Annotated in this window: 14 protein-coding genes; 12 read left to right on the top strand and 2 right to left on the bottom strand. The window is 59.9% G+C overall.

Annotated features, from left to right (window positions below):
• Together FJ404_04235 and FJ404_04240 are read left to right on the top strand one after the other, a co-directional pair.
• Positions 1-1,723, top strand: a 1,723-nt coding sequence (locus tag FJ404_04235; GenBank protein MBM3822095.1) for a hypothetical protein, incomplete at its 5' end; no start/stop codon positions are given.
• A 129-nt stretch (positions 1,724-1,852) separates the two neighbouring features.
• Positions 1,853-2,437: a DUF1282 domain-containing protein gene (locus tag FJ404_04240; GenBank protein MBM3822096.1), complete on the top strand. Its 585-nt coding sequence runs from the start codon at positions 1,853-1,855 to the stop codon at positions 2,435-2,437.
• Between the two features lie 5 nt (positions 2,438-2,442).
• Here FJ404_04240 and FJ404_04245 read toward each other — a convergent pair whose 3' ends face one another.
• Positions 2,443-4,389: an N-acetylmuramic acid 6-phosphate etherase gene (locus FJ404_04245; protein MBM3822097.1), complete on the bottom strand. Its 1,947-nt coding sequence runs from the start codon at positions 4,387-4,389 to the stop codon at positions 2,443-2,445.
• A gap of 690 nt (positions 4,390-5,079) precedes the next feature.
• Positions 5,080-6,747, bottom strand: a complete 1,668-nt coding sequence (locus tag FJ404_04250; protein ID MBM3822098.1) for a hypothetical protein — start codon at positions 6,745-6,747, stop codon at positions 5,080-5,082.
• A 442-nt stretch (positions 6,748-7,189) separates the two neighbouring features.
• Here FJ404_04250 and FJ404_04255 point away from each other — a divergent pair, with 442 nt between their 5' ends.
• The 10 genes from FJ404_04255 to FJ404_04300 are packed head-to-tail and all read left to right on the top strand — an operon-like array spanning position 7,190 to position 18,278.
• Positions 7,190-7,858, top strand: coding sequence for a cytochrome c3 family protein (locus FJ404_04255; GenBank protein ID MBM3822099.1), 669 nt, complete (start codon positions 7,190-7,192; stop codon positions 7,856-7,858).
• Positions 7,855-11,217, top strand: coding sequence for a 4Fe-4S dicluster domain-containing protein (locus tag FJ404_04260; protein ID MBM3822100.1), 3,363 nt, complete (start codon positions 7,855-7,857; stop codon positions 11,215-11,217). The genes FJ404_04255 and FJ404_04260 overlap by 4 nt, the downstream gene beginning before the upstream one ends.
• Positions 11,217-12,647 (top strand): hydrogenase, encoded by a 1,431-nt coding sequence (locus FJ404_04265; protein MBM3822101.1) that lies wholly within the window; start codon positions 11,217-11,219, stop codon positions 12,645-12,647. Before FJ404_04260 ends, FJ404_04265 begins: the two co-directional genes overlap by 1 nt.
• On the top strand, positions 12,647-13,186 hold the full coding sequence (locus FJ404_04270; GenBank protein ID MBM3822102.1) for a DUF3341 domain-containing protein: 540 nt from the start codon (positions 12,647-12,649) through the stop codon (positions 13,184-13,186). Before FJ404_04265 ends, FJ404_04270 begins: the two co-directional genes overlap by 1 nt.
• Complete coding sequence (locus FJ404_04275) at positions 13,187-13,801, top strand: cytochrome c (protein ID MBM3822103.1); 615 nt, start codon at positions 13,187-13,189, stop codon at positions 13,799-13,801.
• Between the two features lie 12 nt (positions 13,802-13,813).
• The gene (locus FJ404_04280) at positions 13,814-15,040 is read left to right on the top strand and encodes a hypothetical protein (protein ID MBM3822104.1); all 1,227 of its coding nucleotides are present in this window, start codon (positions 13,814-13,816) and stop codon (positions 15,038-15,040) included.
• Between the two features lie 57 nt (positions 15,041-15,097).
• Positions 15,098-15,499 carry a hypothetical protein gene (locus tag FJ404_04285; GenBank protein MBM3822105.1) on the top strand — a complete coding sequence of 134 codons (402 nt, stop codon included), beginning with the start codon at positions 15,098-15,100 and terminating at the stop codon, positions 15,497-15,499.
• 13 nt (positions 15,500-15,512) lie between these two features.
• Positions 15,513-16,976 (top strand): hypothetical protein, encoded by a 1,464-nt coding sequence (locus FJ404_04290; GenBank protein ID MBM3822106.1) that lies wholly within the window; start codon positions 15,513-15,515, stop codon positions 16,974-16,976.
• Positions 16,973-17,644 (top strand): c-type cytochrome, encoded by a 672-nt coding sequence (locus FJ404_04295; protein MBM3822107.1) that lies wholly within the window; start codon positions 16,973-16,975, stop codon positions 17,642-17,644. Before FJ404_04290 ends, FJ404_04295 begins: the two co-directional genes overlap by 4 nt.
• A complete protein-coding gene (locus FJ404_04300) occupies positions 17,616-18,278 on the top strand; it encodes a cytochrome c (GenBank protein ID MBM3822108.1) in 663 nt (220 codons plus the stop codon). The genes FJ404_04295 and FJ404_04300 overlap by 29 nt, the downstream gene beginning before the upstream one ends.
• Positions 18,279-18,607: the final 329 nt, after the last annotated feature.

An 18,607-nucleotide genomic window follows, 5' to 3' on the forward strand; every position in this document is an offset into this window, starting at 1 on the left:
GCGCTTGGGCGAGAATCTTGCCAATCCCGATAACGTGGGTTCGGCCCGGGGCCCGGGCAAGAAGGATCCGAACACCCGTTTCCCGATCGAATTCGAAGTGGAAACCGTGATCAATTTCGATCAGGCGGGGGGCAGCAACGGCGAGTTTACGCCCGACGATCAGATGCCGGGCATCCCGGGAACGTCGGACAGCACGGACGGAATTGCGGCGGAAATCTTCACCTTCATCGATCTTCCGGCCGGAACCCACACCTTCATCGTGAACAGCGATGATGGATTCCTGACCTACGCGGGCAACGTCAAGGACGTGTTCCGCCGTCAAAACGCCGGCGAATTCAACGGGGGCCGTGGCGCTTCCGACACGTTGTATCGCTTGGTGGTTCAAGACGCCGGTGTCTATCCCTTCCGAACCACCTGGCAAGAAGGCGGTGGTGGGGCGAACATCGAGTGGAAGACCGTCAAGGCGGACGGCACGCGCGTACTCGTCAATGATACGGCCAACGGCGGTTTCAAAGCCTATCGCGCTTCGACCTCTGGATTCCCCACCGCCATCACGTCAGTGTTTCCCGCGCCCGGCGCCGGGGTCGTTGATCCTGCCGCGGCTCTTGAAGTTCAAATCACTAAAGGAGCCACTCCGGTGGATCTGGCCAGCGTGAAACTGACGCTGGATGGTAATCCGGTGGCGGCGACCGTGACCAAGAACGGCAGTGTGATTACGGCCAAGTTCCAGCCTTCAACCACCTTCCCGCCCGCATCGGATCACAAGGCCACGGTCAGCTACAACGCTCGCACCGAGGAATGGACCTTCCGCGTGCCTCCTCTCACGAAGGACAAGGTTGGCGGCATTCCCGCTTTCCTGACGGGCATCTCCAAGTGGACGGCGGACAAGGGTGGTTTCACCGGTGCCGCGGGCGACTATGGCATTGACTTGGGGCGCACGGGTTCGTCACTGCTCGTCAACACGGGCGCGTTCTTCAACACGGCTGCGGCCGACGACAAGATGACCGTGTCGTTCTGGCAGAATCGCTACGATGTTTCCAACGGATCGTCGTTCTGGGCCAATTCGCCTTCCAGCAGCGGCAGCACGCGTGGTTTCCAAGCCCATACTCCCTGGGGTGACAACACGATCTACTTCGACACGGCCGGATGCTGCGCCGGTGACAGCCAGCGCATCAGCGCCAACATCAGCACGCTGTCGACGTTCTCGGGTGACAATTCGTGGTGGTCTCAATGGCGGCACTATGCCTTCCTGAAAAATGGCGAAGTGAAGCAGATTTGGATCGATGGCGTGCTCTTCCACGAGGGCAACAACACCGGTGTGCTGCCGACCGACTTCTCCAACCTGATTATTGGGGGTGGACCGGGCACGGGCGACAACTTGACCCGTGGAGTGATGGACGACTTCGCGGTTTACAACGGAGCCTTGAGCGAAGCCGATATCAAGAAACTCGCGGGCAAGGGTGCCGCCAACTCGGTGAGCGGGCTGGTGGCGCACTGGGACTTTAACGATCCCATCGTGGCTCCGTCCAACGTCACCCTCAAAGTGTCGGTGAGCGGCGCCAATGTGGTTGTGACCTCAGATCCCGCCGCGCTTCCGTCTGGCTGGGTGATTCAAACCTCGGACGCGATCGGGGGTCCCTGGACCACGCAAGCGGGCGCGGGCACGCCGTGCACCGTGCCTTCGGGCGCGAGCGCCAAGTTCGTGCGCGCGGCCAAACCCTAATTCGGTGAGTGGGAGGTGTGGTTGGGCGTTCGCCTGACCATGCAAAAGCCAAGGGCCGGGAGAAATCCCGGCCCTTTTTCGTTCCTATTTCGTTGTCATCAGGTTGAACCACCCTACACTCGCGCCGCCATGTTGAACGCGATCATGCTCCTGCTCAGCCCGGTTGGGGCTTGGAATCGCATTGCAAAATCGCGCGCCCATCCTCTGGCGGTCTTTTTGCTGACACTTCTGCCGCTTCTGGCGGGCGCGGTCTGGGTGGAAGGTTACGGCATTGCCCGATGGGGGACTCACCAGGGCGAATTGAGCCGCATCCTTACCGTCGAAACGTCCCGGATTCAAAAATATCAAGCGGCCCAGGCTGTCCTGTTGATCATGACGTTCATCGGCGGCGGCTTCATGATCCGGGTCATCGCCCATAGCTTTCACTTTTTCCCTTCCTTCCAGCAATCCTTCACCCTGGCCGTTTATGGTTGGAGTCCTTTTCTTTTCGTCCGCATTCTTGACGCGCACCCCGCTATCGCGAGTTGGGGTTGTTGGATCCTCGGTGCCGTCTTCTCCGTGCGCGCCCTTTATCACGGAGTGGGCATCGTCCTGCAGCCCGATCAGACCAAGGGATTCGGAATGTTTTTGGTCGCCTCTCTTTTGGGGACGATGCTGACCGGCCTGACTCATTTTCTGGCTCAGGCGGTGCTCTCCGGCCGCATTCTGCCTTGACCGGCTCAACCCGCCGCCGCGGAGCGCCGTTGATCCCGGCCCATTTGCGCCAGGGCGGGCTTCAGGCGCCATTGATGTCGATGAAGCATTTCTTCGGCTTCTGCCCACGAGACTCCGCTGAGCTCCTGGAAAATGCGCATCGCCCGTGCCCGTAGTTTGGCGTTGGTGGCGCGCAGGTCGATCATGAGGTTGCCGCTGATCTTCCCGAGCCGTGCCATGGCCAGTGTGGAGATCGTATTGAGCGCGATCTTGGTGGCCGTGCCCGCCTTAAGTCTTGTCGATCCCGTCAAAACCTCGGGTCCGGTATGGACCGCCAGAAGGAGATGCGGCCGATCCATTTTGGAGAGCCGCACCCTCGGGTTGAACGTCAGCAGGGCCGTCCTGGCGCCCAATCGCTTTGCTTCCCGCAGCGCCGCCAACACAAACGGAGTCCTTCCACTCGCCGCAATCCCGATCACAACATCTTTCCTGGAGACGCCCCTCCCGAGCATGGCGGCGGTGCCTTCCGCCTCATCATCCTCGCTGCCCTCCACCGCCTCTCCAATGGCGCGGCGCCCTCCCGCGATGATCCCCTGCACCTGCCATGGTTCGGTGCCGAAAGTCGGAGGACATTCTGAGGCATCCAGGAAGCCAAGCCGTCCACTGGTGCCCGCGCCCACATAACAGAGTCGTCCTCCCCTCCCGAGCGCCTCCGACACCCAACGAATCAAGCGAGCCAGCGCCTTGGTCTGCTTCAGCAGCGCGCGCGGCACTCGCGATTCCTCGCGAATCATCAGCTCCACCGCCGCCTCAAGATCGAGGCGGTCGAGGTTGATGGAGCGCGGATTTCGTTCCTCGGTGGGTGAAAGGAGGTGTTTCGAAGCGTTGTGGACGCCGTCGGTGGATCGAGTGACCGATTCTGTTGGGGTTGGATCGAGCGGATGGGTTTTGTCAACAAGTTGAGCGGCCAGAGCGATCGCTCCCCAGACGCTTTCGCGACGCAGGGTCTGAAACTCGGCGTTCGGGAAGGCCAAGGAGATCTGCCTCTGAACCCGCCTGCAAAACGCGGGTTGCCGAACGAGAATCGATCCCGCGAAGACAAACTCCACCCGCGACTTCGAGGGTCCGCCGCACAGTTTCCGAGCGCAAGCGATGGCGTCCTCCGCCAAATCATCGCTGGCTCTCTGCAACGCTTTGCGGGCGTCGCCATGGCCCCGGCGGGCGCAGGCAAAGATGACCGGGGCCAGACTTGCCACCGCGGACTTCTCCGCGGATTGAATCCAGGCGGGGAGTTGCTCCGGCGAATTGAGGCCAAGCGCGTGCAGAAAAGCCGCGCCCAAGGCGGGCCAAACGGAACGATGATCCCAATCTTTGAGGACCCGGCGCAGCGCGTCCAGAGCGAGCGCATAACCACTGCCGCGATCCCCAAGAAGGTGTCCCCATCCTCCCGACTTGGCCCTCTCTCCATGGTTCCCCACCCCGAAGCAGCAGGAGCCTGTTCCGGACAGCACCAGAATCCTCACGGTCTCGATCGATGGCTTCGCCCGAACGGTGTGTCGATCGCCGTTTGCCGGGGAGGTTGCGAGTGCCGTTTCCAGATCATTGCCGGCCCAAATCCTGGCCTTGGGCCAAACGCGCTTCATGGCTTTCGACAAGGCGGCGCGGTCATTCGCATCCCTCACACCGGCTAATCCACCCGCGACGGCGGTTGGCTTCGGACAGACCCGCGCCAGGGATCGCAAGAGCCGGGTCAATCCTCGTTCGCCCAACAAGCGAAAGTTTCCGGGGCCGAATTCCAGCCGGCGGAAACGGTTCGGGGTACCGGGTGAACCGGCGATGGCGACGGTGTGGGTGGCGCCTCCTTCGAATCCCAGGAGCAGAGGGGGGGTCTGCGGACCCGACACGGGTGCGCTCGTTTTTTTCCGCGAACCATCGGTTGAACTCATTCGCAAACGAGGGGAGCGTGGCGTCATGGGTCCGAGTATCCGAACCGCTTCGCGGGCTTCAATGCGAATTCATCTTTTCAACCTTTGAACCTCCCGACCAACTTGATGGTGAAGTTACTCACCATTCCGCACCCTGGCCCGGCGGAGTTCTTTTGCTAAAAACGGCAGTTGCCCTTCATGAAACTTCGCAAGTTCCAGGCGAAAAAGCCTTTCCGAATCACTCACCAGATCCATCAAGGATACGCCTCGTTCTTCGTCTTGTTTTTCTCAATGGGCCACGGAATGGGCGATGCCCACGGCGACGGAATCCCGCCTTCAATCCCAAAGGGATTTTGTCATCCAGCCCAAGGTTGCGAGGAACGAGCTACCTTGGGTTGCCGTTTGGATATGAATTCAACCGCAACGCGGTTGTGGCTTTACCCCTGCAGACGGAAATAGGATTTCGTCACAACCCCGTTGGGGTTGGTTTCCATGGGCGAACCGTGACCCAAGGTAGCTCGTTCCTCGCAACCTTGGGCTTCGGGCCGGAATCCCGTTGGGATTCCTAGCGGGACGAGTTTGAGTTGCGTTTCGTCGGTTGGGACGGGATGAAACTCTCGACTATTTTGCTTAAAACCGCAGTTGAATACGTTGAAAAATCTGGAGTTTTCTGACCTGTCGGCCCGCTGCGGCGGGTCTCCGACACCGCCGTGCTTCCGGAAATGAATGGCTGCCATTTTACCGGCTGCGCCGACGCCAGTCTTTCTTGTAGTTGAGTCCGAATCCTTGTCTTTGACCCGCTGGTTGTGCTTGGTGGAGTTGGACTCGATAATCGGGAGAATCCACCGGATCTTGTTTGGACCGGACGAAGTCGCGGGTCCAAAAGTGGCAATCGTTGAAATCCGCGTGTTTCATGGGGAGGGTTCCCGGGTCGTAATCGAAACTCTTGAAATGGCAATAATCCTTGACGGAGGCGAATTCGTCGATGGCGGAGAGCGCGTTGATGTCCTCCCAGCCCAGGGTTCGATCCAAAGCCGTTTTGGGGTTTTCGAGGTGCGTGTCGATTTGGTAGAGCAAGCTTCCGGCCGGAAGGAATCCCCAGCCCATGGCTTCACTCAGATCGGCAAAGAGGTGCAAGGTGAGATTGGAGAACCTCAAATGTTGGTGGCACGTGCCCGAACCCTGGCAACTCGTGAGCAGTGGTTTGATGGCGGCGGCGGCTTCGCGGACGGAACAGGCCGCGGCCATGTAAATGATTTCCCGCAAGGCCCCGGTTTCACGCCATTCCTCCGCGTGGCGGGTGAGCAAATTGTTCAAAACGATTGTTCCCAGGCTATGGCCCACCAGGGTGATTTCGTATCGCAACTCGTCCGGCGAAACTTGACTCACGCGTTTGAGGAGTATCTTGAAGAACTCGCCCAGGGCCGAGAAGTCTTTGATGGATTCACCTCCCGGGGCATTCCGAAGCCACTCGAGCTCCTGCGCGGGTTTGTAGAGATTCAGAGTGCGACGCTTCATGACGCTCCAGGCGGCGATGCTCGGTTCGCCTTGCGCGACCGTGCCCAAAGTTAAATAGACCGGTGATTTGAGAGAGTTGCGAACGACTCGGTCAGCGCTCTCGAGCAACTGGCTGTCCGCCTGTCCTCGTTGAATGCTGAAGCCTTCGCTTTGCGCACGCACGGCATTCGATGCGGACAGCAGAAACAACTGGCTGAGCCACTGGCTCTTGCCGTTTTGGCCCGGGTTCAGAACCTGTCCGGGGTAGGCGAATTGATCCTTGGCGTTGACGATTTGGTGTCCCCAAGATTGGGGAGCTCCAACCGCGGCCTTGGCAAAATCGGTGGCCATCACCACCGGTGCCGTGGCCCGGGTCATGAACTTGCGTCCACGTTCCCTGTCTTTGACCCCGACGCGCAAATCCCATACACGCTCCCAGTAGTTGTCGAGAGGACCCGAAGGCCAGGAGATGAAGATGGGATAATGCCGGTCCGCCCGGTTGGGCGCGTTGGTGATGCTTTCCACGAGGTCCATCCGCTTGAACGTGGATTTCCAGGTGTTCAGTCCGCCGTGGACATGAATGAGGATCGGGACGGAGATCGGGTGCGAGACGCCGAGCGCTTGAGCTCGCGCCCAAGCCTCGGCGCGTCCAAGCATGGATTCGACTTGGTGGTGGAATTCCGTTTGACTCAAAAGGGGAGGCCTCGCCACCGCCTCGAGTTTCACCGCCAAACCGTCTTCGTCGGCGCGAATCGCGTGGTTTTGATAGATTTTGAGTCGCTTGGCATGGAGTTCCCTGGAGGAAGCTGCTTGAGGTTGGATCCATGCCCAAAGGACGGTTCCAATCAGGACGGCTCGGATCAAGGAGGCCCGATTGAACCATGGAGGTCTGGCGGTGGGGGATGTCATAGAGAGCGCGTATGGCTTACCGTGTGGTCGGGTTTCCGGAAAGGTTATCGAGATGAATCCACCTTATTCCGGGCGGCAGTAATCTCGAGTCCGCCCTGGGCGGGCTCGAGGCACTGAGTTGCAGAACTATGAGGATTCAGGCGAGCGGTCTGAATGATTTTCTTGGAGGATCGAACTCTTCGCATAGGGGGGAGGGGATGGCGGGGGTTGGGGTCTTATCCCGACTATTAAGAAAACCCAAATGTCCGCCGATCGACTTCACGGTGCTTGCAGCTCGGCTTTGGTCCGGATACAACGCCACCAGTTGTCGGCGGTTCTTTCGCCCGGAACACCCAAATTTTGCGGAAAACCAGCATTTGAACACTTAGCCACTCCCGGTTGAGAGACTTGGAGAGCCGGTCATTTTTTTGACCTGCTTACCGAGCAACCTTTTCCTCCTTCCATGTCAGATATCTTTCCCAAATGGACGAACAGGCTACCTGGCCAGATTTTGGTCGGGGCGCTGCTCGTGGGGAGTGCGGTCATCGGCGGAGTTTGGTACTACGCCACCCCGAAGTATACCCGCGTGGGTTATCAACCGATTCAGCCCGTTTCATTTTCCCACGCCACCCATGCCGGCCAGTTGGGCATTGATTGCCGGTATTGCCATTCGGCGGTTGAAAAGTCCTGGTACTCAAACATTCCCAGCAGCTCGACCTGCATGAACTGCCATAATCAAGTGCTCAAAGACGATCCGCGTCTGGCCTTGGTGCGGGAAAGCGCCTCCACCGGCAAGCCCATTCCCTGGGTGCAGGTCCATAAAGTTCCCGATTACGTCTATTTCAATCACTCCGTCCATGTGACCCGGGGCATCAGTTGCGTGGAATGCCATGGTTCTATCGATAAAATGGACGAGGTTTCGCACGCCAAGCCCTTGAGCATGGCTTTCTGTCTCGATTGCCATCGTGATCCGGCGGCGAAAATTCGTCCCCCGGACAAAATCACGGATTTAAATTGGAAATGGAGCGAGGATCCGGTGAAGAACGCCGAACTTCAGAAGCAACACGGCGCCCAGTTTGTGCATGACTGGAAAGTCGAATCCCTCCAGAGCTGCTCCGCCTGTCATCGATGAAAACCATTCCCCCGCCTTGTCCCGAGCCGGAGTCCGGCCCTCAATATTGGCGCAGTTTGGAGCAATTATCCGATTCGCCCCAGTTCCGCCAATGGGTTGAACGGGAGTTTCCCCATGGCGCGGGCGAGATGTCCGATCCGCATTCGCGCCGCCATTTCATGCGGATCATGGCCGCTTCCTTTCTCCTTGCTGGAGCGGGCGGCATGGGAAGCGGGTGTCGGCGTCCCGAGGAAAAGATTCTTCCGTTCGGCAAAGCTCCTGAGAATTACATCCACGGAGTTCCCCAATATTTCGCCACTTCAAGGCCGTCGCGTGGAACGGCCTTCCCGCTCGTGGCTCGTTCCAACGATGGTCGCCCCACCAAAGTTGAGGGCAATGCCCAGTTCCCCGGGCAGGCCGGCGGAACGGATGTTTACACTCAAGCTTCGATTCTGGACCTCTATGATCCGGATCGTTCGTTGAAGGTGACGCAGGCCGGGAACACCCGGAAACGCGAGGCGGGAATCGATTTTCTCGCTGAACTGGCACGCAAAGGACAGAGTTCTTTGGGGGCAGGGATCGCTTTCTTGAGCGACCGCAGCAGTTCCCCATCCCGCCATCGGCTGCAATCCGAAATTCTGGCCAAGTGGCCTGCCGCCCGCTGGTTCGAACATGAGGCGGTCGATTTCGAAGTTCATCGGGAGGCGGCCAGGGCCGCATTCGGGCCTGATCCCAGCGGCGCCACGGGAATGCGACCCGTCGTTTCCCCAGTGTATCGCCTGGAGAAGGCCAGCCGCATCGTGACGCTCGATGCGGATATTCTCGGCTCCGAAGAGGAGTCGGCCCGCCTCATCCAGGGCTATGCCCATGGCCGCAGGCTGGAGAAGCCGACGGATCCGTTGAGCCGGCTTTATGCCGTGGAATCGCTGATGACCTTGACGGGTGGCAACGCGGATCACCGTTTGCGCGTGGTTCCCAGCTTGGTGCCCGCCATTGCGGCGCGTCTCGCCCAGGAAGTTCTGCGCGTTACGGGCGCGCTCGGCGAGGCCGTGAGCCCGCTTTCAGGCGTCGCGGGGCCGGCTTCGGCCCACGAAAAGTGGATCGTGGAATGCGCCAAGGATCTGGCGGCGCATAAAGGTTCTTCTTTGGTTGTCGCGGGTTACCGGCAGCCGCTGGCCGTGCATTTGATGGCCCACGCCATCAACGCCGCGCTCGGTGCGGTTGGCACAACCCTCGAATTGCGACCCTTGATGGCTCCCGCGTCGGGATCTCTCCCCGAACTGGCCGCCTTGCTGAATCGAGGCCAAGTCGACACCCTGGTCATCCTCAACGACAATCCGGTTTATTCTGCTCCTGCCGATCTCGATTGGGCCTCCACCCAGCGGAAGGCCAAGACCGTGGTTCGGCTCGGTTTTTACCAGGACGAGACCGGCCTCGCTGCTGACTGGCATTTTCCGGCCACCCATTATCTGGAAAGCTGGAGCGACGGGCGCACCGCCGATGGCACACTCGTGCCGGTGCAGCCGCTGATCGCTCCTCTGTTCGACGGCGTGATGGAGTTGGAGTTTCTGGCCCGCCTCGCCGGTTTGCCGGTGACGAGCGCATACGAAATTGTCCGGACCACCTTCAAGGCCCAAAGCCTTGCGGGCGACCCCGAGCAAGCTTGGAAGAAGTTTCTGCACGACGGTTACCTCGAAGGCAGCGCCCCGAAACCGGTCGCTGCATCCTTCAAGGTTTCCGCGCTGGTTTCCTCTCTGGCTAGTTTGACACCCCCCGCTCCCGCTTCCGCGGAGAAGTTGGAAGTCGTTTTCTTCCGGGACAGCAGAGTCGATGACGGACGCCAGAACAACAACGGCTGGTTGCAGGAGCTTCCGGATCCCGTCACGAAGATGGTTTGGGAAAATGTCGTGCTGCTCAGCCAGAAGACCGCCGACGATCTCAAACTTCAAATCGTCGATCGAGAGGACAACAATTTGCGCGTGCCGTGGGTGAGAGTGATCCTCGCCGGGCGCAACGTGGAAGGCCCCGCGTGGATTCAGCCCGGCATGGCGGATCACACCGTGGGGCTGGCCCTGGGCTACGGACGTGGCAAGGCGGGCCGGGTTGGGCAAAACACGGGCTACAACGCCTATAAAATTCGCCCCGCCGGGTCACTGCATCGCGCCGCGGGAGCTCAGGTTCAGTTCCTGGAGAACCTCCACCCGTTGTCCACCACCCAGAATCACTGGGCGATGGAAGGCCGCCCGATCGTTCGCGAGGCCAATCTGGAGCAGTTCAAGGAACGCCCCGATTTCGCGAAGGGCATGAACATGCACGAGCCTCCCGGCCTTCGCGGCAAGGACGGTCAGCTCGAACCCCTCTATCAGAATCCACTCGATATTCCGGGTCCGGACGGCAAATCGCCGCGGGACCGCGCCACGCATGCCTGGGGGATGTCGATCGATCTCAACACGTGCGTGGGCTGCTCGGCCTGCATGATTGCCTGCCAGGGTGAAAACAACATCCCCATCGTCGGAAAGAATCAAGTGTCCCGCAACCGCGAGATGCACTGGATCCGGCTGGACCGCTATTACGCCGGCGAAGTGGCCGATCCGCAGATGATCTTGCAGCCGATGCTTTGCCAGCATTGCGAGAGCGCCCCGTGCGAGAACGTGTGCCCGGTGAACGCCACCGTGCATGACGAGGAAGGCCTGAACGTCATGGCCTACAACCGGTGCGTGGGCACGCGTTACTGCTCGAACAACTGCCCCTACAAGGTTCGCCGGTTCAATTACGTCGACTACAACCGCCGCCCCTTGCACTTGCTGGCCGGCCCGTTCTATACCACGCCGCTTCTGCACTCGACGGACGGCGAATGGGACTTGATCCGATGGTGGAAGAATCCGGATCGAGGCATTCGCCCGGACGACGAATGGGAGCTGCTCAAGCTCGTCAAGAATCCGGATGTCACCGTGCGCATGCGCGGCGTCATGGAGAAATGCACTTTCTGCGTGCAGAGAATCGAGCAGGCCAAGATCGCGCAGAAGGTCAAGGCCGGCCCGCAAGGCAACATCGAGGTGCCCGACGGGACGATCAAGACCGCGTGCGAACAAGCGTGTCCGTCCGGCGCCATCGTGTTTGGCAACATGAAGGATCCCAACAGCCGGGTTTCGAAGCTCAAGGCGCAGCAGCGCGATTACACCGTGCTGGAATTTCTGGCCACGAAGCCGCGCATCACTTATCTGGCGAAGATTCGCAATCCGAATCCCGCCATGCCCGATTACGCGAAATCGCCGGGCAGTTTCAAGGAATGGGAAGGCATGGGGAACAAGCTGGGCCACCATGGCGCAGCCCACGGCACCCCCGGTGGTTACGCGGCTGATAAGAAAGGAGCGCACTAATGTCCGAGGCGGCGTTACCCTCATCGATCAAGATCGCGCCCCCTCCGGCGGAGCTCGAACGCGAGCCGCTGGTCAGAAACCAACGCGGTATCGGGTGGCTCTCGGACCAGGTCGCCGCCATCATGGAGGGGAAAACCCCGACTTGGTGGTGGATGGCGTTCGTACCGAGCTTCGGCTTCATGAGCCTCCTCGGGGCCATGCTGATTTACCAGATCAGCGTGGGCGTTGGAGTCTGGGGCAACAACCACCCGGTCATGTGGGGTTGGGACATCATCAATTTCGTCTGGTGGATCGGTATCGGACACGCCGGCACCCTGATCTCAGCGATCTTATTCCTCCTCCGGCAAAAATGGCGCACCGCCGTCAATCGCGCCGCCGAAGCCATGACGATTTTCGCCGTCATGTGCGCTGGAATTTATCCCGCGCTGCACGTTGGCCGCGTCTGGTTCGATTGGTGGTTGTTCCCCATCCCGAACTCGAACGGCCCCGTCTGGCCGCAGTTTCGCTCGCCGTTGATGTGGGACGTGTTCGCGGTCTCGACTTACTTCACGGTATCCGCGCTCTTCTGGTACGTCGGGCTCATCCCTGACTTGGCGGTGATGCGGGACCGGGCGAAGACCACGATCCGCAAGTTCCTGTATGGCTTGTTCGCCCTCGGATGGACGGGTTCGAACCGGCACTGGAGCAACTACGAAAAGGCTTATTTGATTCTGGCGGGACTTTCCACGCCGCTGGTGTTGTCCGTGCACTCGATCGTTTCGCTGGACTTCGCGGTCTCCCAGCTTCCGGGCTGGCACACGACGATTTTCCCGCCGTATTTCGTGGCCGGCGCCATTTTCTCCGGATTCGGCATGGTGCTCACCCTGCTGGTGCCGTTGCGGAAGATCTGCAAGCTCGAGGACGTGATCACGATGAGGCACATCGATGTGATGTGCAAAGTGACGCTGGCGACGGGCTCGATCGTGGGTTACGCCTACGGGATGGAGTTCTTCATCGCCTGGTATAGCGGCAGTCCGTACGAGCGCTTCGCCTTCATCAACCGCGCCATCGGGCCCTACGCCTGGGGCTACTGGATCATGATTGGCTGCAACGTGCTTGTGCCGCAGCTCTTCTGGTGGAAGGCGATTCGGCGCAACGTCTGGATCGTGTTCATCCTTTCGATCCTGGTGAACATCGGCATGTGGTTCGAGCGCTTCGTCATCATCGTGATTTCGTTGCATCGGGAATTTCTGCCGTCCAACTGGTCCTACTTCAAACCGACCTGGGTGGATATCTGCACGTTCCTGGGCACATTCGGCCTGTTTTTCACCATGTTCCTTCTGTTCCTGAGATTTCTGCCCATGATCGCGATCTCTGAAGTGAAAGGGGTGACTCCACAGGCGGATCCCCACCATCCGCTGGGAGGCGCCAAGGAAGGAGGGCATCACTGATGACCTCGAGCGCGAGAGCTTACGGCATCCTGGCCGAGTATGACACGCCTGCGGACATCATGCACGCGGCCGAGAAGGTGCGCGACGCGGGTTTCCGGCGCTGGGATGTGTTCACCCCGTTTCCGATTCACGGCATGGATCAGGCGATGGGGATCAAGAATTCCCGGGTCGGCTGGTTTTCTTTCGTGGGGGGCGCGACGGGATACACCCTCGGCATGCTCATGATTTGGTTCACCAATGCCATCGACTATCCGTTGATCGTAGGCGGCAAGCCGATGTTCAGTCCGCACGCCGCCTTCCCGCCGTCCTACGAGTTGACGATTCTGCTCGGGGCGTTCGGCGCCTTGTTTGGCATGCTTTTCCTGAACAAATTGCCCCGGCTGTATCACCCGTTGCTCAAGCATCGCCGTTTCGCCCTGGCGACCCACGACAAATACTTCCTCGTGATTGAAACCGCGGATCCCAAATACTCGGAATCCGACATCCGCCAGCTGCTCGAATGCAGCGGGTGCAAGCGGGTGGAAATGGTGGAGGAATAGATGCGCTACTTCCTCGCTGGATTGATCTTGTTGGCGGCCGCCGTCGTCGGCGTCGCCGGATTCCGCGGCGGCCTGTCCCGCCGCCCGCCCATCGAAGTTTTTCCGGACATGGACCGCCAGCCGAAGTTACGGCCCCAGACGGATGCCTCGTTTTTCGGAGACGGATTGAGTTCGCGTCTTCACGTTTCGGGCACGGTGGCCCGAGGCGCGCCCTATGAAGACCTGCCCGTCAACACCGGAATGGTCACGGGCACGACGAACTTCGTCGCCTCCATCCCGGTGGAAGTGAACGCGGGAATGATGGCGCGTGGACGCGAACGATACGACATCTACTGCGCGCCGTGCCATGGGGTGGCGGGTGATGGAAAGGGAATCACCACCAAATATGGCATGGCGATCATTGCGAATCTTCACGACAAGCGGATCGCGGAAATGTCGGATGGCGAACTGTTCAGCATCATCACCCATGGCAAGAACAACATGGGCTCCTACGCCGCGACGGTGCCGATCCCGGATCGCTGGGCGATCATTGCCTACACACGGGCCTTGCAACGCAGCCGGCTGGCGTTGATCGACGAAGTGCCTCCCGCCGCAAGGGCCGTTCTCAAGAAATAACTTTCCCTGTCTATGGCCTCACATCATCCAACTCCGGCGGGTTCTCCCTTGGATTTGTCCAAGTGGGCCAAAGTTCCGGCCTTGCTCATGGGAGTGGGCGGCGCGGGCGCGCTGTTGGGCGCTTTCACCAACCACGTCCAGTTCGGTTATTCCTGGCTGCTCGCCTACATGTTTTTCCTCAGCCTGTGCATGGGCGGGCTGTTTCTGGTTCTGGTGCATCATCTTTTTGACGCCAGTTGGTCGGTGCCCATCCGGCGGATCAACGAACATCTGGCCTGCCTGGCGCCGGTCATGGCTGCCTTGTGGATTCCCATCGGGCTGCTCGCGCCCAAGCTCTACCGGTGGATGACGAGCGACCACGCGACCGATCACGCGTTGCATGCGAAGTATCCGCTCTTCACGATGCCCGCTTTTTACGGTGTCTCCATCGCGTGCTTCGTGCTTTGGACGTTCGTTGCTTTCAGGCTGCGGGGCCTTTCGCTGGAGCAGGACCGGACGGGTGACGCGCGATGCACTGAGAAGATGCGGGTGACCGCCTGCGCGGGCATTTTCATTTTCGGCTTTTCTTTGACCCTGGCGGTCATTCTTTGGATGAAAGCCCTGGCGCACGAGTGGTTCTCCACGATGTACGGCGTTTACTATTTCGCGGGCAGCACATGGCTCACGCTGGCGACCGTTTATGTGATCACCGTGATTTTGAAGCGCCGGGGTGATTTGAAGGATGTCATGCAGGAGAAGCAGTTTTATTTCCTCGGTTCCCTGTTCTTCGCCTTCACGGTGTTTTACGCCTACGTCACGTTCTCGCAGTATTTCATCATCTGGAACGCGAACATGCCGGAGGAGACGTTCTGGTACAAGCTGCGCGAGAAGGGCACCTGGTTTCAGCTCTCGCTCGTGATCATCTTCGGCAAGTTCTTCCTGCCGTTTCTCGCCCTGCTGCGGATCGACGCGAAGTTGAACTTGGCGGTGATGCTGCCGCTCGCCGCCTGGGCTTGGGTCATGCACTTCTGCGACATGTCGTTCAATATCATGCCGGTGCTCCACCAGGACGGTTTTGTTCTTCACTGGCAGGACGTCGCGTGCTGGGCGTTCTTCGCCGGAGCCCTCGCGCACTTCTGGATCAAATCCTACCGGCAACACCCGCCCTTCCCGCAGCGCGATCCGCGCATGGCTGAAGGGTTGGGCATTTATGTCGAACCTGTCAGCGCCAAGAAACTGGCGGGGCAGGGCGCCAAATAATCTCGAACCCGGCTTGCAACGGCCAGCGATCTCCAACTCAGCCATCGATCCTCGACTGTGAACCCCGAAACTCCCCAATCCCAGGAAACCGGATGTTGTTCGTGCGGACCGGCCGCCGCTCGCATCTTCGGCGGGTTGGCCGCCTTTCTCGTCCTCGCCGCCATGGTTGGTGTGGTCCGGCATTATTCGACTCCGGCGCCCGTGGGCGTCGAGAAGACCGCGTTGCGAGAAAAGAACTTGAAGGAAATCCAAGCCGCGGGTGTCGAGGCCCTGGGCCATTACGCCGTGTTGGATCCGGCCAAGGGCTTGGTCCGCATCCCTGTCACGGACGCGATGAAGGCGGTCGAAGCCGGCTACAAGAACCCCACCGCTTTTCGGTCCGATATGATGGCTCGCCTTGTCAAAGCTTATCCGCCGCCCCCGCCCAAGGAACCCGAGAAGCCGAGCCAGTTCGAATAGTCTCTCGAGCCGCATGAGCGAAACCCGTCCAACGCCGGAATCCACCGCGTCGGTCTCCGAGGCGATGAAGTCGTCCGATGCAAGCTGCCGCGACGCGGGGTTGTTGCTTTTCTGGATGGCCGCGACTTGGGCGGTGGCTGGTGCTCTGCTGGGCCTGTTGAGTTCGTTAAAGTTTCACGGACCCGGGATGGGATCCGGAGCGGTGCTGACTTACGGACGCGTCTATCCCGCGTCGAACTTTCTTCTTTTTTACGGAGCGCTCGCGCAAGCGGCGATCGGTGTGATGTTGTGGCTGATCGCTCGACTGTCGGGGCGCCCGCTCGCCTCGGCCTGGATGGTTTTGCCGGGCGGGTTGTCCTGGAACTTGGGGGTGCTTTCCGGCGCGGGCGCCATATTGACCGGAAACGCCACGGGCATTTCCGGATTTGAGATTCCAAGAGGGCCGGCCGTGATGATGCTGGCGGGATACTGCGCCATGGCGTTGCCCGGTTTGTTGACCCTGATGACACGGCGGGACAAGCCTTGGTATGTCAGCGAGTGTTTTCTTCTCGCCGCGTTGTTCTGGTTTCCGTGGGCGTTTTCGACCGCGATTTTGTTCATCCACGTGTTTCCGGCCCGGGGCATGATGCTGGTGCTGGTTGGGGAATGGCAGTATTCGAACCTCTCGAGAGTCTGGCTGGCCTTGATCGCCTACGCCGTGCTGTTTTACATGGTTCCTAAGCTCGCACGCCGCCCTCTGGAGAGCGGACCGACGGCGGCTTTTACCTTTTGGCTGACGGTCTTTTTCTCGAGCTGGATCGCAGTCCCCCCGGGTTCGCCGGTGCCCGCTTGGCTGCAAGGCGTGAGTGGTTTGGCGGCGATGGTTTCGGTCGCGCCGATGCTGGCGGCGGTCACCAACTTGCGAGCGACGTGCGGGGACCAAGCCGAGGCGATTCGTTCTCAGCCGGGTGGAATCTGTTTTCTGGTCTCCATCCCGTGTCTGCTGGTGGCGAGTTTGCTCCAAGCGGGGGCCTCTTTTCGCGGGGTGGCGGATGTTCTGGGCTACACCTTTTTTGAGATGGGTTTGCACACGGTCTTCACGGGCGGATTTGTCGGACTCACGGTCCTGGGAGCGGTTCTGTTTGCCTTGCCCCGGTTGACCGGTGTGCCGTGGGGCGCGGAATCAATGATTAGCATGGTGGGCAAGCTCGCCACCGGAGCGGTCGTCGTGGTGGGCGTTTCCCTGCTGGGCGCCGGGATTTTACAAGGCTTTGCGGCTGCGGATGTGAGTGTGCCGTTCGAAACCGCGTTGAAACGGGGCATGGGGCCCTTCCGATTGAGCACGCTGGGCTGGCTTGCCGGGGTGGGAGCGGCCGTGGTGGTTTGGATGCAAATCACCGCCCTGGGATGGAAAGTCTGTTCCGTGTGCTGCATCCCGCCCCTCTTCCGTGAAATGTTGCCGGCGGGGAAAGCCAAGAAAGCGGAGGTGGCAGCGTGAATCGGGGTCCTTTGATTTTTGCGGGAATCCTGCTGGCGATGGGGACGGCTTGGTGCGGATTGATCTTTGCGCCGCATTTGCAGCTTGGCGCGCTGCAGCCCGCTCCTTCGGTCGGCATCTCGTCCGCGTTATACCCCACGAGGTTGGAGGGGCGCTCGCAGCAGGGGGCCGAGGTTTATCGCTCTCTGGGTTGCGCTCACTGCCACAGCCAGAATGTGCGGGGAAACGTGGCGGATCTGAGCCGATGGGGACCGCGCCGGACCGTGTCGCGCGATTATCTTTATGATGAGCCGCCGCTGCCGGGGACATTGCGGATCGGTCCGGATTTGTCCAATGCGGGTGCCCGGCAGCCGGACGCGGCCTGGCATTTGGCGCATCTTTATCAACCGCGCTCCAAGGTTGTGAAATCGCTCATGCCCCCGTATCCGTTTTTGTTTGAGGTGCGGAAGATTGGAGAAGCGCCTTCACCGAAGGCATTGCGATTGGAAAGTCCTTACGCGCCTCCGGAGGGCTTTGAAGTGGTTCCCAAGCATGAGGCGGAGGTGTTGGTCGCGTATCTTTTGGATCGGAAGAAGAGTGTGGCGCTTTTCGAGGCGCCGATGCCCTCGTCTTTGAAGAAGGAAGAAGCGGGAGCCACGAATGCTCCGACGGGTGCGGTTGCTCCCTAGCCAGCTCATGAAGTCAAAATCTTCCAAGCCCCCCGCGCCGTTGATCGGACCTGAGCCTGCCGAGCCGCAGGTGGGACGTTCCGCGATCCCGCTCTGGCTTGTGATGGCGGTAGGCGTGCTGTTTTATTTGGGGTCGATGTACCTCGAACAAACGGGGGGTGGATTTCACGCCGAAGTTTTTGAGCCTCACCGTTCGATCAAAGTGGTGCGGGATTTGCAGCCGAAAGATGAGGGTGGCCGTTTGATCGCCCTAGGCAAGGCAAAGTATGAGCAAACTTGCCAGTTGTGCCACCAGGCTACGGGTTTGGGAGTGGTTGGCCAGTTTCCCCCTTTGGCGGGTTCGGAATGGGTCACCACGCCAGGCATTGCAAGACTGACTCGAATCATTTTGCACGGAGTGAGCGGACCGATCGAAGTGAAAGGTGTCAAATGGGAGGCCGCCATGCCGCCTTTCGGTAGCGCGTTCACCGACGAAGAGATTGCGGCGATTATGGCCTACATTCGCACTCAGAAGGACTGGGGTAATAGTGCATCGAGCGTCAAGGTTGAGGACGTGGCCGCCATTCGAAAGGCCACAGGCGACCGAGCTCCCTGGACGGCCGATGAATTATTGAAGATTCCCGAATCGGAATAATCGTTTTCCGCTGGAGGTCTTTCCTCGGCCGTATCGATTCAAACTTGAAACGGCAAATGCCCTTTCAAGCCAAAGAACTCCGCCGGGTCGGGGTGCGGAATGGAGAGCAACTTCAGCATCAAGTTCGTCGGGAGGTTTAAGCCGGCGCGGGAAAATCGGAATTCATGGTTGCGCGATTCCGAAGTGCGCCTGGCAGGTCCAATCTCCAGCCCTCATGACCTGAGATGCAATGCGTTCGAGCTGTGTCTTGAGCCACCACAGGAGTATCAGCCCCGAATGATCAACGACCTGCCTATGGGGGATCGGCTGCGGTGGTCTCAAGAATGTTC

The sequence above is a fragment of the Verrucomicrobiota bacterium genome (assembly GCA_016871495.1).
GTDB lineage: Bacteria > Verrucomicrobiota > Verrucomicrobiia > Limisphaerales > VHDF01 > VHDF01.